Raw genomic sequence first — 15,835 nt, 5'->3', positions numbered from 1 at the left:
AAAAAATTAATTCTAAAGAATTTTGAAAAATTACTAAACAAGTATTATCAATGCCTACTTATTTTTTAACTTGATTATTAGGCGATTATTAATCATTTCGTTCACTTTTTTATTAAGCTCTTTTAATTTGGGGTATTCCTCAATTGAAATAAAATCTTTGTTGATTCGATAATTTGATTGAAGGTTTAATCTATTGTTTCCAATTATTTTGGACTCAACCGAATATGACCCAATCTCATTACTGAACTCCAATTTGTATTTTTCAATATCCAAAAGCTCAATATCATCGGTAAAATTCAATATGATCGAGGAGTGGTCTGAGTAATTGTAATCTAGATAGTAGTTTAAATCAATAATATTTTGATCACTCTCCAATTGACTATGTTGAATTAGATTATTTAAAGAGACACTAACCATTGAATCAGTTAAAAAAGATACAGCTTCATCTATATTTCCTTGTCCATTTATTGTAAAGGTAAAAGGTTTTGTAGATCTAAAATGAGTACTGAGTAATGAGTCCATTTTAAACGATGAACCGCTACCTTCATATTCGTTCATAGCGTCATAGAAATCACTAGCCTCCTCATCCTGATTCAACATACTATAAAATCCTCGAACATCAGTTGATAAACCGCCCGAAACCGAAAATTTATATTTGGTCAAAGTGCTTTTCTCATTCAGGTTAATTTCACTAAAATAGAGCTGCTTAATATAATTTTGCTTAACATTTGAACCAGGCAGTTTAATCATATTTATGGCAACAGAATCTACTTCCGCCAGTTTTAGGTCACGGCCAATGAATTTATCTCCCTTTTTAATTTTATGCTCAAAGTATGGTTTTGCTATAATGGCCTCAGAATTGTAGAGAGAAGTTGGAATCTCATTTATTTGATATTTAAAGGCTTCTTCATGCGGATAGAGTAATTCCATACCACCTTTTTCATTTTCGAAAGCGAAAAATATATGGTCATATTCTCCTTTTCTTATATAATAAGGGTCAATTGGTCCTTCCCTTTTACTTCTGGCAAAAACTGCCCAGTAATCAATTTGAAGATCTTCCAATAGTTGACGATATAATCGGCCAACACCAATGGGGTCAATGCGTTTTTCTTTTAGAAAAAACCCACTTGATTTAATCATTTCACGCATTTTTGTTGGTACAATCTCCAAATTCTCAAGTATGTCTTGATGTAGCAACTTAAACTTGTGGAATTTAGAACTGTCCTTGGCTTCCCCTATTACTCTTTTTTTCCATCTTTTGTAGTACGAGATGTTTTCATGATCGAGTGCCATTGGTTGGGTAACCACATTAAACTCAGCATTATAAACTTCTTTCCATGTAATTGGTTCTTTATCTTTTTTTTCTATGGAATAATAGACATAAGGGAGGTCACATGGTAAACAGGTATTCTCATTTGGAACATGGCGATTTACCTTATCCATTTTAAATACGCAGTAGGTCAAAGTGTCGTTTGCGATTACGTCTGGGTTAGGAAAATCATTATAGTTTTTATACCGGACCTGAAGCTCGGGGTTGGTTCTAACAGTATATTCTGTTCTTATGCTCGGCAAATCACTATATAAATTCACAAAATCCTTTAACTGGTAACTTTTTAAATATTCAGTATACTCATATGAAGTTTCTATGGTATCACCGGGTTCAACCCCAGGAATGGGGTAATTGATATCCTGGAAATCCTCATTCTTTTCCTTACGTTGAAATACCAAGCTAGAATCTAGCTCTACCACGGATCCATCTGCCTTTAAAGTCTTTATTTTTATTTTACTCAACTTGTTGGCAACCAATTCAGATAACCTTAAAAATGCATGGTTTTCTACACCCGAGCTATTATTGATGACCACCTTATTGTTTATTGCGGTATGCCTTTTGAAATTGGTCCAATTTTTAGCAATTGAAACATCCTTATAGGAGTATAAAATATATGCCTCCGAATCTTTACATTGTTTTGAAAACTTAGCATCAGGCAAACTGTCTTGGGCTAAGATGTTACTAGTAAAAAGTAATACGAGCACTAAAAGGATAGGGGAATTAATGCTATTTGGAAAGTACAATGGGAACATTTAGTGTTTGTTTGAATTCTTTTAACAACTGATTGGTAAGCGATTGGTTATTCTTATCAATATTCACATAATCAAAATTAAAATCATAATTATATTCGATACTACTATCCGATAGGGCTTTTGTCTTGATTTTCAGTGTAGCACCTTCTTCTTTAAATGAGTGTTCTATTGGGTCGAACATTTGAAAAGATTCAGCCATTTGTATTACGACTTTTACTTTCTTATTAAAGTTGTTGCCAATATGTGTTCCTTTTAAGAGTGATTCTCTTTCGGTGGATTCAAAAAGACGTGGAAGAAAATCTATGAACAAAAGTCTATTATTCCCATCATTGAAAACCTTTCCCAGAATCGAAATATTTCCGTTAATGCTTAAGGCATTACTGTTTTCATTCGTTTCTATTTTGGAAATAGTCCCATTTCCAAAAACAGATTCAAAATGATTTGTACAAGTAACAGCTTCATCCTTTTTTTCTGCGTTTCTAATACGCCGCTTTATGAAATTGCCAGAAATGCCGTTATATGTTGTATTGAATATTCCCTTAAGCGACATTTTATCTGAATCAAAAGCAAGATTTAGTTCATAGTCGATTAAGTTATCTTGATTATCAAAATTCTTGATTTTATGAAATTCGCCCCCTTCCTCATTAATAATAAATATGGATCTATTTTGAAGACTTTCAACGGGAGTAAATGTTGTGTGGATTACGTCGGTTGGATCTAGTATTATAGGCTTGTTGTCAATGTAGGCCACACATATGGCATGATTAGCTGAACTTAGTGAGGGAAAATCACAATCGGAAATATGGTTAAATGTTGAGGCCAGGGCAATATTGCTTTTAATGCCCTTATAATTTAGTGCTTCTACAAGAAAATTGGATAAATCCTTGCAGTCACCTTGTTTGTCGGTGTAGACTTGATTTGTATGAGTTGGGATAAATGCACCCATTCCTATTTCTATGGCAACATATTTGAAATTGGTTCTTACATAATCATATAATATATTCATTGTCTTTATTGCATCTGTTTCCCCTTCGGTCAAGTCATCAATTTTTGTGAGCACCTCTTTTGTAAGGCCTCTTTGGGGTTTTACTTTGTCCAAGTACCAGTCATTCAGATATTCTGACTCAATGTCTTTATAGGAAACTGGAGCAACTATGGTCCTCATAAATGGAATTTTTTTATTCCTATAAATTCCGAAAAGCATCAAAGGGTCGGGGTCAACTTTTAGCGGCACAGCTTCTATTTGGTATTTCGTCTCTTTTGCCAAGTTGATGGAATCAAAGGTTATATGGGACAAAGAATCTTTGTAGATCGTATTATGCGCAAAACTAAAATCGTTTGGTATTGTTAACTTATAGCGTAGTGTATCAATCTTGTTATAGGAGAAAAAACGTAAATCTGAAAAGTACATGAGTTCTTTGCAGTTTACCTTATAGGTTATTTTAGCCTCTGTATCGACCGGAATAATAACAGAAATCATTTTCTTGCTTGCTATATAATCAAGTTCAACATCATCTTCGGTCTTGATGATTTCCTTCATAGGCTTAAAGCGCTTGCCTTTTTTTAAAAGAACCTGAATATCTGAGACGACTTCGAGTTCACTATCGTATAAAATGGGATATGCAATTATGCTTGGGCTTTCTTTTAAATTGACGGATATATCCCTAACAAAGGAGCTGTCTTTCTCAATTTTTATGTGTTCTGATTTAGTACTGATTGAAAGGTCTTGAGCACAAAGGTTAGAAGACTCGGCAAGTAAAATCGATATTAGAATTATTTTAATGGAATTAAACGCAACTAATATTTTTAGAATCTCAATCATAAAGTAAGGTTGTATACTTAACGAAATATAGACGCCGATATTTTGTCTAAATAGCGAATTTTGGAAATACAAGTTACTATTGAATAATGTGAGTTTTATTGATAAATATCATAGAATCAACCCATTTTTCGTTTTGGGTATTATCTCTATATTGACGACTATAACCACTAAAAAATTTGTAGTTTGAATAATATTTTCAGTAGGTCTCTATGCTAAAAAGTCCGACTTACCAAAATTGGTAGGCTGTTCATATACAGCTAATTGGGTGCAATCATTTATAATCTTTTCCCTCTGCACTTTGCTCAACGGTTTCTCTCCAGGCAAAAAGTGCCTGCTTCATTTTAGCCCCTATTTCTGGCTGGTCTTGTATTATATTTTTGGTTTCAGAAGGGTCGTCGATTAAATCGTAGAGTTCAAATGGACCGTCTTCGGAAGTACGAATTAGTTTATACTGATTATCGACCCAAGATAGCTTTTGCTTGTATATAAACCCGATTGGGTTCTCGCGTGCCTTCTCTTCACCTTGTACAACCTCCCAAAGACTTTCCCCATCAACGGGTCTGTTGTCAGGATAGGTTATGTTCAATATGTCAAGTAGGGTAGGGAGGTAGTCCGAAGTAACCGATGGGAAATATGATCGTTGCCCTCCCGTTACATGATTTTTCCAAACCATAAAGGCAGGAACCCGAACGCCGCCTTCGTACAGGCTTCTTTTTCGTTCGCGGAAAACGCCTGCGCTTCCGGGAGTGTCATTTTCGGGACCATTATCACTACAAAAGAATATGATCGTGTTCTCCTGAATGTCCAAAGCTTCAAGTTTGGACCATAGTCTGCCAATCTGCTCGTCCATGGCGGTCAATGTTCCATTATAGATTTGTTGTTGCAAGTCTAGATCAGGATATAGACTACGGTGTGCACTATCACTTACTACGGGCAAATGAGGCGTATGCAGCCAGAGGGTTGAAAAGAAGGGTTTCTCTTCAGTTATGGCCCTGTCAATGAATGGCAATACTCGATCCATAATAACGCGGGAGTTATCGCCTTCAATATTTGTAGTCACTTTTTGGTTCTCACCCGTCCAATAGGCTGTGCCATAAGGTTTTGTGCCTTCATTACTTTCGACTGAACGCCAGCCATACCGCAGACTTTCCCCTTCATCAAAGTTTTCGGGATATATCATAGGGTCATAGGTTGGTACTTTGGACTCGGTACTAAAAAATTCATCATACCCATGTTCGGTAGGTAGGCTGTAATGGGCATCGAATTTTTCTCTGCCGCCTCTATTAGCATCTAAAGTGTCTTTGGTGAGTGTTCCCAAATGCCATTTGCCAAAATGGCCCGTAGCATAGCCTTGCCCTTTGAGTAGCTCAGGTAGTGTTATCTCCTCGGGCAACATATGGCCGCTATTCGCATCGGGGATATTCATACGTAACGGGTTACGACCCGTGATCACACTTGCCCTGGTCGGGGAGCATACGGCTGAGGCCGAATAGAACCTATCAAAAATAACGCCGCCTGCTGCCAATTGGTCCAGCATTGGTGTTTGTATTTGGGTATTGCCATTAAAACCCACATCATTCCAACCTTGGTCATCGGTCATGATCAAAATGATATTTGGTTTTTGGTCCGGGCTTTTGCAGGAGGTTATTCCTAAAAGAATTAGACATACGAGTTTAACCAAATTTTTCATATTGCTACGATTTTCCTGCATGCCTTAAAAGTAGCAATTTGGGCAAGTTTACAGTATAAAAGCAATCAATATATTTTAAAACCAATGCCTAAATGGAATTCATATTAGGTAGCAATTTCGTTTCTTTGAATATGTCAAACTCGAAAATAAAAGTAGGCTTGGTTTCTTATGGGATGAGTGGTCGCATTTTTCATGCACCCTTTATTGAACAGCACCCCAATTTTGAATTAAGATTGATTTTGGAGCGGACAAAATCAAACTCAAAAGAAGCATACCCAAACGCAACAATCGTTCGGAGTTTTGATGCATTGATCAAAACTGATGAAGTGGATTTGATTGTGGTAAACGGACCCACCTATTTGCATTTTGAAATGGCAAAGGCAGCCTTGGAGGCTGGTAAACATGTGGTGTTGGAAAAGCCCATGACAGCTACTGTTCAAGAAGGCGAAGCTCTTATAGCACTTGCCAAGAAGCACAATGTGCAACTTGCCGTGTATCACAATAAACGCTTTGAAGGTGGTTTTAAAACCATACAAAAACTATTGGCCACAGACCGAATAGGAACCGTGCAGGATTGTACCCTGGCAATACATCGATTTCGACCCGAAATAGGACCAAAGGCTTGGAAAGAAGACCCTCATCCCGGTGCAGGAATATTGTACGATATAGGTTCCCATTTAATTGATCAGGTGTTGATGTTGTTTGGTTGGCCTGTGGACCTAAAAGCAGATCTACAAATTCAACGTGCAAACGGGAAAGTGGTCGATTATTTTAAGATCACTTTTTTATATGCGGATTTTAAGGCTACCATTGTTTCAGATATGTTGACCAATACACCCAAGCCTTCAATTTCACTTTTAGGAACAAAAGGTAGTTTTGTTAAATACGGGTATGACCCTCAAGAAAGTAGATTGGCCAAGCATCCAATTGTTTGGGAAGGGATAGGAGAAGATTTAGTTGAGAATTACGGCACATTAACCACTATTAAGACCAACACTACAGAAAAAATCACCACTGAAAATGGCGACTACGGTCAGTTTTATCAAAATGTGTATGAAGTTTTAAATGGGGATGCTGCATTGATTATTCCCCCAGTAGAAGCCCTTGATGTTATAAAAATCATAGAATGGGCCACTGAATCCGGAATAACTAAGAATCAGGTTTGAAATATGACCGTTGTTGTGTCACTATTGGTTAACTGAAATTACAATTTTACCCGTGTGCAGGCCATCTCCAAAGCGTTGAACCGCCCAAGGTAATTTATCAAAGGAATAAGGGCCATCTATGACACATTGTATCTTGCCGTCTTCATAGAGTTGATTGATGTACTCCAAGTCCTGATTCGTTTTTAACATGACCATTTTTACACGTTTCTTGCTGAATAACTTTAGTAGTGGACTCATATAAAGCATTTGCAACAACTTGCCGGACTCACCACCTATTGATATGTATTGTCCTTCCGGTTTTAGCACCTTTAAAAATTTCCAGAGCGATCTATTGGTCTTGCAATCTAGGATCAGGTCATAGTGCTGTCCACTTTTGGTAAAGTCTTCTTTTTTATAGTCGATTACGTGGTCGAACCCTTGGGTTTTCATCGCTTTTAATTTTTCACCCGTATCGACCCCAGCAACAGTTGCGTTGTACATTTTTGCGAGTTGAATGCCAAATGAACCAACACCGCCACCGCCACCATTGATCAATACTTTTTGGCCATCTTTAAGTTGTCCCACATCGCGCAGGCCTTGAAGGGCTAGCATTGCTGCATGCGGAATACTGGATGCCTCCTCAAAACCCATACTATCTGGTTTTAGCGTTAGCGCTTTCTCATCTATGCAAAGAAACTCTGCAAAGCTGCCAAACCCGAAATCTGAGATATCACCATAAACGGCATCGCCAACTTTAATTTTTGAAACATTGGTACCAACCTGCTCCACAATGCCAGCAACCTCCATTCCCGGTATTCTTAATTTTTTCTTGGGACTGAATATGCCAAAGAACAGGCGATACGAAAAAGGCTTTCCGGTCGTAATGCTCCAATCGTAATCATTGATTGTAGTTGCGCGCACTTTAAGCAGAACCTCGGTAGTTGCAGGTTTAGGTTGTTCAACTTCCAAAAGCCTCAACACCTTGTCTGGTGCTCCGTAGTTTTTAATCGTATATGCTTTCATAGGTGCTCCTGTGCCACAACCACGGGGACACTTTTTTTATATAGTCTAAGATACTATAACTAATAGTTAAAATAAAGCGCATTTAAATAAAGATCGCCCCAATGGATTATAGGTATTGTTAGGCACAGTTAATATTTATCTATTTGTATTTCGTTATTACAATGAATCGAGGCTCCTTGTATGTCTGGAAAAAGTGTATTATGATTAATATTCATTCTGTTTAATGATCTTAAAGCAATTTCCCTATCATTATTTGGAATTTTAATTTTAATCATTTTATATATAGTAGTAACATCTTTAAATTTTCTTCTAAACATTTTCTCAATATCTTGGTTGGTCAAAACTTTAACAAATAACCCACTTTGGTTTATTAACCTTGTGTTCTCATCGGTTATTGGATTTACTATTTCTAAATCATTAAAACTATTAATAGCGTTTTCGTCAATTGTATAAACCAAACTATAACCCTTTTTCTCTCGTGGTTCAATCAAAGAAAAATAGGCAGCGACATACGGAGAACTAGTCCAATCAAGAAGGGGAGTTGCCAGCCCGTTATGTTGGCCTAAAGCCCATAATTCATCATCATTTTTATATTTTACCGAATCCTTTATTCTACCTCTTAGCGCATATCTAAATTTCTGTATATGTTCATCTCTGACTTCTTTTAAATTTGCTTTAGTTTTACTTTTAGCAAGTCTATTTAATGTTGGTTCAAGAAGCCATTCTTCAGTTTTATGCCCTCTATAAATATAGTTTCTAAAATCAAGCATTTCAGTATCGATAAATTCGGAAAAATCATTCCAAGAATTAAGGGTGACTTCGCTTATACCATTTTTGATATCAGTATTTGTCCAATTTTCTGCCATATTTTTGCCAAATTGTTCCTAACGGTTCGTGTATGATGTCGTAGCATTCCGAAGGGTGCTATGCACTATACATATTGTTGTGCATTCATTATTTTAGCCCTTCCATGATTTTGTTATTCCTTCAAAATCTACTTTGTCAAACCATTCATCTTTCCATTTTTTTAAATAAGGTATATCATTTGATGAAGGTTCATGTTCACCGCACCTATCTACAATAATTATAGAAGGCATAACTGTTGCCTCTCCGATTAATATAGCTTCACCAGATTGTAGAGATGGTAGAATATCTGTTACTGATCCTAATGAATCTGGTAGAAGTCTTTTTACATAGTTTTGGTCGTCTGGATTTGTCAACCTCATAGCAATAAAATTATTGCATTGCGAAAATATAGTTTCGGAAAGTTCTGAAGGTCGTTGACTAACTATTGCTAAGGATATACCATACTTTCGACCTTCTTTAGCAATACGTTCAATTGAAGACCGAGAAGACTTAAAGCGAGCTAAATTACTTTTTGGCACATATTTATGTGCTTCTTCATATACTAAAAGCAAAGGCATATCATTGTCTCCAACTTGCTTTTTGTAATAATATGAATAATCAAATAACAATCGAGATATTAATGAAACTGTAATACTTAGAACTTCAAAAGGAACACCACTTAAATCTATTATAGTAACATTTGATTTAGCGTTTTTTCTACTTTCTGGATTATAATCATAGCCTAAGAATTGTCTTAAAGTTTCTTCAAAACTTATATTTTTACTCTTATCACCAAAAAGAAATAGTCTCAGTCTTTGAGAGTTTACTTTAGTGTTTAGTCTAGAAATAAATTTGTCTATTGACCCATCACTAAAAGAACCTTTTGAAATTCCATGCCCTGCTGCTGCACTAGCTCTTCTTGGTGATGCAAATTCGTATGTCTTTTTAAAGTAGTGTTGATATTTTTCTGAGTCAGATTTAAATGTTTTATTACCATCTGAAAATTGAATATCTAAATCGTTTTCAGTATGTTTTGTTTCTTTTCTTAAATTCTGTAGACAATTTAATATTTCATCAATGTCAAACTTAAGAGGGCTGTCAAAATAGATTCTTGATTCCGAAGGGTTTTTATAAATTTTGTTTTCGGTAATCAGTGTTCGTAAGAGGGATGATTGATTATAATTATTGTTATCACCTGACTCTAGAAATAACTCCTCTAATTCATCCCCGTTAAGCAACCAATATGGAAGTATTAAATCATTTATTGTTATGCTATTTGATTCTGGGAATGCAGAATTGTATTCCGAATGGATATCGAAAATTATAATATGAGAATTATTTAATCCTTTAAAATTTGTTTTTTTTTCTTGAGTTGCATTTTGTAATATTTTTGCCGTTGTATGTGATTTACCTGAGCCTGTTGAACCAACAATTGCAAAGTGTTTGTTAAAAAACCTATTACCATTAACAGGTACATCAATTCTATCTTTTGATGAATGTGAAAGCCGAGCAAAGCAAAACCATTCATAGTTACTCTCTTTACTTCCGCTCGAATAGATTGCTTTGATATCCTCCGCAGAAGCTGTTGTGGCTTCTTTTGGAGGTAAAGCAATTGAATCACCACCTCTTCTAAAATTGCCATCTTCAATTGTGCCTAAAGGATTGGCTTCTATCAAATACTTTCTTTCTCCACTTTCGATAATTTCAATTAAAAAACTTTCAATAATTGCTATTAATTTAATATCGGAATTCTCATTATCGGCTATTTGAATGTATGAACCTACTTTAAGTTGTTCTGCACCTTTAAAGGCGTTAAGGTCATCTATTTTAATTTTAATCTTATTTGGAAGCACTGCTATTACTTCACCATTTACTTTTTTATCTTCCATTAAATAATATTTTTAATATCATCTACCTTTTGAACTTGGAATTTTAAGTGTTTCTGGGTAAATGATATGGATAGTGGTGTTTCTAAATAGAACTGATATATTTCTCCAGTTCTATCAAGGTTATTTATGATTTGGTTTAACTCTGTAAGTTCATTAATGAATTTGTAAAATAGCTTGCTCTCAAAAGTTGGTCTCTCCTTAATACTTGTTAGATTGAAAGGTGCGTTAAAAAAGTCGTACCCATCACATATTTTATGTCCATCATTTTTTAAATCAGTTTTTAATTCAATTAGTTTATCTGGTTTAATCCCATGAAGTAAAATATATGGTGCAAACCTGTCTGAAGCTGGTATTGCCTTCGTTTTGTTTTTACTCCATTTATTTTTAAGTGTTAGGACTAAATCTTTTATCACAGAAATTTTGGTTGAGCTATTCACTTCTACCACAAAAAATCTTTCATGTGGTTCGTTATTTAATTGACTTTTAAAAAATTGGTTATGCAGTAGTTTTGTTTGTTTGTCAACAGTCAACTCATCATTAAAAGCAGATTTAAAGACTACTTTTTTTCCATCTGAAATAAGTTTGTCCAACTGTATTTTAGAACAAGTTCTTAAGTTCTTACTTGATGGTTGATTATTGATTACAATATCTAGTAAGTGACTAGAAATTATAGAATAGTACAATTTTGCCTCCTCGATAGATTTAGAATATTCTGTTCTAATTTTTCCTATTACATCTTTGTATTGTGTAACAAAATCGTGCGCATGTATTAATGTGAAATTTTGAACAAATGAAGTCTTATCCGAAATAATATAGTCATTACTCTTATTTCCTAATATCGAATCCAATTCTGAAATAGTAAGGTTTTTTTTACTTGGAGTAACTCCTTTTAGATAAATAAAAAGAATGAATTTTTTGGACGTATCTAATTTATACTGATCTAACAACTGTAATAATGGTTTCTTTATTTTTTGCTTCTGTTGAGGTGCTGTATAGTCTGTATCATGATATTTAACTTGAACAAAGTAATTATCAAATTCATAATCTTGAAGTTGTTCTATTCGAACATTTTTTGATGGATTATTAAATATTTCAACAATTGAACGGTCAAATTGATATTTAAACCCTTTTATTGCTACATAGGCTCCATCCATATTTAAGATTTTTCTTTTTTTTAATGATGCACAACAATTGTATATAGTTACTAGTAACTATATTTCTTTTATATACCAACCATGGCAGGAACGATGTTAAGAAAAGAGGAACAGCAATTTACTACTAAAAAATGTAAGATAAGTTGACAAAAGTCATAAAATTAACTAGTATTGAGAAGTTTGGAGGGTTCGTTTTTATTTGTTCAACATTCTATAAAATTCTTTCAATTCTTGTTTTGTCTCATTGTCCAGCCCGTGCCATCTAACCCCTTGTACTGCACCTTCTAGCGCAAATAACATATTCATACAAACGCCACTGTTTGCAAGGGTAGCAATCTTTATGATGGCATTTTTACTTCCCACAACTTTTAATTCATGTTCGGTTTTAATTCCTACAGCAATAAGCTTCGCTGCAAGCGTTTTTCCAATGTTTGGAAGATCGGTCAATTGTTCCATGATCCTAATTTTGAAATTGCATTATAAAAAAAGCAAACTGTATACCGTCATACAGCGCGTAGGAGATAATCAACGGTCCTAACCTACGGTATTTATAAAAGTAATAACTCACAACCACACTTTTAAGTCCTATAGAGATTATCCCAGCGGTGCCTTGGTATAGGTGTGCTACCCCAATTAAGGTAGAAGCCAAAAAGATGGCAGCAATATGCCAATTCTTGTTCTTATTTATATTCCACAGGCATTTTAGTAAAAACACTCTTGATAATTCTTCAAATAGTGCAATACCAATCCATAAAACAGGCCCAAACCAAATAATCAGCAATAATGGGTTATTGGCCAAATCGACCATGGTATCAATCAATTCGGTATTTGGGGGATTACGATTGGGTATCCATTGATAAAGGGTTGCTCTTTCTAAAAAGAACATCGTAAAATATATAGCAGTTAACCCTAAGCCTATGGCAATATCCCAATACCAAGTTCCTTTTCCTGAATTAAATGTTTCTTTAAAAGTTGCTTTTATCAAGTATTTATTCAGAAACCAAATAAGAACGCTTATCCCTCCGCCAATGAGCAAGGGGTAAACAATCATATCAGTTGTCGTGAAATTTTCGGTCTGTGTTAATCGATACCAAATCATGATAATATTGACCGGTAAAATGGCAATACTTATGGCAAGAATATTTCGTGTTGTTTTATTCATAGTTCCTTAAATCACCAATTTAAATCAGCGCCCAAGCGCAATACTTTCCACCCCTGTTTTTCAAGGGTAACATCGTTACAAAATAGAATTAACCCTAAGTTATCACTGGGATAAATTTGCATCATGGTATAGAAACCGGGACCGCCACCGTTATGCTCAAGTTTGTATCCGCTTTTTTCCATATAAACCTGCCAGCCGATCCCTTGCCTATTATAATAGGAGTCCTCATTTCCCTTTGCAATATGGCTATCATTGGTCATTAGTCCAATTGATTTTTCTGAAAGAATACGTTGCCCATCTAGCATACCCTTATTCAAATATGCTCTGACCAGCCGTGCAGCATCCATTGTAGAACCTATTAAGGCTGAGGAAGGCTCTTGATCCGTGTACACACGTTTCATCCACAGTTGCTTATTCGATGTTTCACGTATATATGAACCTATCATTGTATACAATAATGGGGACATAAAACTAAAAGTGGGGTGTGAACCGGCTGCCTCAAAAGGTTCCATTTCCTTGGTGTACACAAAGTCCGTCTGATTCATCTCCAGTGGTTTAAGTATGTGCTGTCTAATGTAATTTCTATAGGGTTGCCCGCTTACTTTCTCAATAATGGCACCCAGAAGCATATACCCAATATTGGTATAGGCCGTGTTTTCTCCAGGTTCAAATGCTAAGGTTGCATATTTTGGAAAAACTTCTTTGATAAATGCCGTCTGATCTACTGAAGGTTCTCCATCATGATGAATCCATTTCGCAAAGCTGAGTCCGCTGGCATCAGGTATTCCTGAGCTATGATTAAGCAACTGCCGTATTGTTATAACACTGCTTTTATCTGATGGATATTTTACCTTAAAAAATGAGAGGTACTTTGAAACAGGGTCATCTAACTGCAGTTTGCCCTGCTCTTGAAGTTGAAGAATGGCAATAGCAGTGGGAATTTTTGTAATCGACCACCAATGATATACGGTCTGCGGTGTAGCTCGTATGTTACGTGGAGCATCTGCCCAGCCAAAGCCTTTGCTGTATACAATGCTGTCATTTTTTACAATAACCATTGAAAGACCTTGTGGAGTGCCTGAATTCACAAGCTTTTCAAGATAAGCGTCAAGTTCGGCAACATTGTTGACCGAGTCCGGTGGTTGCGGAATTTTTGGCCAAGCAGCGTATACCAATGAAATGACCAATACGATAAAAACCAGTAGTACAAATTTCTTCCGTTTTTTTAAATTAAACATTTGTTTATATAAGGATTTAATATTGTCATTGATCATACTTCTTTTAAGCACCCAATAAGGGCAGGAACGATGTTAAGAAAAGAGCATTTCAAGGTATTGCAAAAATTTGTCGGATAAACTGACGAAGATCATATGCTTCATAGTGTAGAGAATTGAGATGTTAGTTTAAAGAGTTTAGTGTTTTCAGTGAGTTAGGAATTTTCGAGTGGAAACACAGAATCAATTAATTATGCACCTTGTTAGGCACCGATTTATTGATTATAATGGAATTGCTTTATCAGAATAAACCGAGCTTTTTTTTAAAAATCTAAATCCAATGAGCACAATCATTACAATGACACATAGCCACCCCATTACATCACCAAATACCGGATACAAAACCTTGATACCTTTAACAGGAACATCAGAATACATAATACCTTCTACGGATTGGTCTGAATCCATATGAGCAAGTACTTTTCCATTATAATCTGCGGCATAAGAATAGCCGTTGTACGTAGGACGTACAAACGAAAATCCATTTTCAATAGTACTTGTCAGATACCATGCGGAGGGACTTTTCGGCCAATCATACGAAGGTGACAGCATGATATCCACCTTATCTTTTGCAGCTTGTCTAATGAAAGAAGGGAAACCCATATCCCTACAAATACTTATTCCTATTGTGCCATAAGGAGTCTTGGTTGATTGAATGATTTCAGGTCCTTTCTTAAATACGCTTGCTTCCCCAAAAGGGCCTATTCCAAGAAGATACCTTTTTGTGTAATCCAATAGAATTTCACCATTCCCATTAATGAAAAGATGTTTGTTCTCTCCTTTTCCTTCTTTAGAAAAATAAGCATAAGTGATGCTTAAATAAGTGTTGTTTTCTTTTGCAATACGTTTATAATGTTCTCTTAGCTTACTTTCATCCACTTGGTTAATAACCATGGCAAATTCTTGAAAAGAAACAATTTTCGCTCCTCCTTTAACTGCTTTTTTTGTTAATCTTTCTATCCTTGATATCGTTTGTTCAAAAGGTGAAGTTGTCCTTGAGTCAAAAATCCTAGACATTGGAATTACTTCTCCATTTTCAGGTATAAGAACAACGGCTGCAATTTTAACAGTATTGGATTTTGGAGCGAATTGCAAAGACGTTTTTACAACACCAAATAGAAAGGTCAATACTATTACAGAAAGATAAGTAATGGCTATTTTTTTGATCTTGATCCACTTGAACTGATTTTCCCATAGGTAGTTAACAATAGCGAATAACCAAGAGTGAATAAAGATCAGGATCCATATTCCCAGCAAAGAACGAACTTGTGTAAACACTAATGTGCTATAACCATGACCAAACGAACTTAAAGTTCCTGAGCCATCATCAAATGGTCCTTCTAGTGATGAAAGGAAGAAAATGGCTGTTGTCAGTAAAGGAAATATCAGGGTTGACCTTGCTCCTTTATTACTGAATTTTGGATATAGTATTCGATCGAGCATAAAAGGCAGAAACCAAATAATAGCCAATATGGTACTTCTTATAAGGCCAAAAACAATGGTCATCCATTTTTCATCGAACTCGAATAATCCCCAAAGGGCAATATTCATACTTAAGATAAAGCCAAGTAATGTCAACCAGATGCCTCTTTTTTTTGGTTGGGTTCTTATAAACCTCAAAATGAAAATTGGAGCTATTACTATGGCAATATCAATTAACGGGACCAATTTGCTCAACCTTGTAAACATAAAAATGGTAAAGCCCAGAAAAAAATAAACTACCGGCAAATGTTTTTTTGTAATACTAA

Annotated in this window: 12 protein-coding genes; 1 reads left to right on the top strand and 11 read right to left on the bottom strand. The window is 35.4% G+C overall.

Annotated features, from left to right (window positions below; genetic code table 11):
* Positions 1-54: 54 nt before the first annotated feature.
* The 3 genes from FB2170_RS16530 to FB2170_RS16520 all read right to left on the bottom strand — a co-directional run bounded on the left by FB2170_RS16530 (position 55) and on the right by FB2170_RS16520 (position 5,594).
* On the bottom strand, positions 55-2,082 hold the full coding sequence (locus tag FB2170_RS16530; RefSeq protein ID WP_013307754.1) for a DUF3857 domain-containing protein: 2,028 nt from the start codon (positions 2,080-2,082) through the stop codon (positions 55-57).
* Entirely contained in the window at positions 2,057-3,904 is a 1,848-nt protein-coding gene (locus tag FB2170_RS16525; RefSeq protein ID WP_013307753.1) for a transglutaminase-like domain-containing protein, read from the bottom strand. Before FB2170_RS16525 ends, FB2170_RS16530 begins: the two co-directional genes overlap by 26 nt.
* 271 nt (positions 3,905-4,175) lie before the next feature.
* The gene (locus FB2170_RS16520) at positions 4,176-5,594 is read right to left on the bottom strand and encodes a sulfatase (RefSeq protein WP_041632919.1); all 1,419 of its coding nucleotides are present in this window, start codon (positions 5,592-5,594) and stop codon (positions 4,176-4,178) included.
* 92 nt (positions 5,595-5,686) lie between these two features.
* Between FB2170_RS16520 and FB2170_RS16515 the strand changes: the two genes are divergently transcribed.
* Positions 5,687-6,760 (top strand): Gfo/Idh/MocA family oxidoreductase, encoded by a 1,074-nt coding sequence (locus FB2170_RS16515; RefSeq protein WP_013307751.1) that lies wholly within the window; start codon positions 5,687-5,689, stop codon positions 6,758-6,760.
* Between the two features lie 21 nt (positions 6,761-6,781).
* On the opposite strand, the gene FB2170_RS16510 is transcribed toward FB2170_RS16515, so the two are convergent.
* From FB2170_RS16510 to FB2170_RS16475, 8 genes are all read right to left on the bottom strand, one after another.
* Entirely contained in the window at positions 6,782-7,762 is a 981-nt protein-coding gene (locus tag FB2170_RS16510) for an NAD(P)-dependent alcohol dehydrogenase (RefSeq protein ID WP_013307750.1), read from the bottom strand.
* A gap of 128 nt (positions 7,763-7,890) precedes the next feature.
* Positions 7,891-8,628: an FRG domain-containing protein gene (locus FB2170_RS16505; RefSeq protein WP_013307749.1), complete on the bottom strand. Its 738-nt coding sequence runs from the start codon at positions 8,626-8,628 to the stop codon at positions 7,891-7,893.
* Positions 8,629-8,721: 93 nt separating this feature from the next.
* Positions 8,722-10,497, bottom strand: coding sequence for an ATP-binding protein (locus tag FB2170_RS16500; RefSeq protein ID WP_013307748.1), 1,776 nt, complete (start codon positions 10,495-10,497; stop codon positions 8,722-8,724).
* Positions 10,497-11,651, bottom strand: a complete 1,155-nt coding sequence (locus FB2170_RS16495) for a hypothetical protein (RefSeq protein WP_013307747.1) — start codon at positions 11,649-11,651, stop codon at positions 10,497-10,499. The genes FB2170_RS16500 and FB2170_RS16495 overlap by 1 nt, the downstream gene beginning before the upstream one ends.
* Positions 11,652-11,846: 195 nt before the next feature.
* Positions 11,847-12,107: a TfoX/Sxy family protein gene (locus FB2170_RS16490; RefSeq protein WP_013307746.1), complete on the bottom strand. Its 261-nt coding sequence runs from the start codon at positions 12,105-12,107 to the stop codon at positions 11,847-11,849.
* A gap of 4 nt (positions 12,108-12,111) precedes the next feature.
* A complete protein-coding gene (locus FB2170_RS16485) occupies positions 12,112-12,813 on the bottom strand; it encodes a CPBP family intramembrane glutamic endopeptidase (RefSeq protein ID WP_013307745.1) in 702 nt (233 codons plus the stop codon).
* Between the two features lie 11 nt (positions 12,814-12,824).
* The gene (locus FB2170_RS17100; protein ID WP_158306101.1) at positions 12,825-14,051 is read right to left on the bottom strand and encodes a serine hydrolase domain-containing protein; all 1,227 of its coding nucleotides are present in this window, start codon (positions 14,049-14,051) and stop codon (positions 12,825-12,827) included.
* 258 nt (positions 14,052-14,309) lie between these two features.
* Positions 14,310-15,638: a carbon-nitrogen hydrolase family protein gene (locus tag FB2170_RS16475; protein WP_158306100.1), complete on the bottom strand. Its 1,329-nt coding sequence runs from the start codon at positions 15,636-15,638 to the stop codon at positions 14,310-14,312.
* Positions 15,639-15,835 lie beyond the last annotated feature (197 nt).

The organism is Maribacter sp. HTCC2170 (genome assembly GCF_000153165.2).
GTDB lineage: Bacteria > Bacteroidota > Bacteroidia > Flavobacteriales > Flavobacteriaceae > Maribacter_A.
The sequence above is the reverse complement of the archived record's forward strand: the minus strand, read 5'-3'. Positions and strand labels throughout refer to the sequence as shown.

What these genes read in the sequence shown, in the direction of transcription:
- FB2170_RS16530 (WP_013307754.1), bottom strand. Translation starts at nt 2,082, where the DNA reads ATGTTCCCATTGTACTTTCCAAATAGCATTAATTCCCCTATCCTTTTA.
- FB2170_RS16525 (WP_013307753.1), bottom strand. Translation starts at nt 3,904, where the DNA reads ATGATTGAGATTCTAAAAATATTAGTTGCGTTTAATTCCATTAAAATA.
- FB2170_RS16520 (WP_041632919.1), bottom strand. Translation starts at nt 5,594, where the DNA reads ATGAAAAATTTGGTTAAACTCGTATGTCTAATTCTTTTAGGAATAACC.
- FB2170_RS16515 (WP_013307751.1), top strand. Translation starts at nt 5,687, where the DNA reads ATGGAATTCATATTAGGTAGCAATTTCGTTTCTTTGAATATGTCAAAC.
- FB2170_RS16510 (WP_013307750.1), bottom strand. Translation starts at nt 7,762, where the DNA reads ATGAAAGCATATACGATTAAAAACTACGGAGCACCAGACAAGGTGTTG.
- FB2170_RS16505 (WP_013307749.1), bottom strand. Translation starts at nt 8,628, where the DNA reads ATGGCAGAAAATTGGACAAATACTGATATCAAAAATGGTATAAGCGAA.
- FB2170_RS16500 (WP_013307748.1), bottom strand. Translation starts at nt 10,497, where the DNA reads ATGGAAGATAAAAAAGTAAATGGTGAAGTAATAGCAGTGCTTCCAAAT.
- FB2170_RS16495 (WP_013307747.1), bottom strand. Translation starts at nt 11,651, where the DNA reads ATGGATGGAGCCTATGTAGCAATAAAAGGGTTTAAATATCAATTTGAC.
- FB2170_RS16490 (WP_013307746.1), bottom strand. Translation starts at nt 12,107, where the DNA reads ATGGAACAATTGACCGATCTTCCAAACATTGGAAAAACGCTTGCAGCG.
- FB2170_RS16485 (WP_013307745.1), bottom strand. Translation starts at nt 12,813, where the DNA reads ATGAATAAAACAACACGAAATATTCTTGCCATAAGTATTGCCATTTTA.
- FB2170_RS17100 (WP_158306101.1), bottom strand. Translation starts at nt 14,051, where the DNA reads ATGTTTAATTTAAAAAAACGGAAGAAATTTGTACTACTGGTTTTTATC.
- FB2170_RS16475 (WP_158306100.1), bottom strand. Translation starts at nt 15,638, where the DNA reads ATGAATATTGCCCTTTGGGGATTATTCGAGTTCGATGAAAAATGGATG.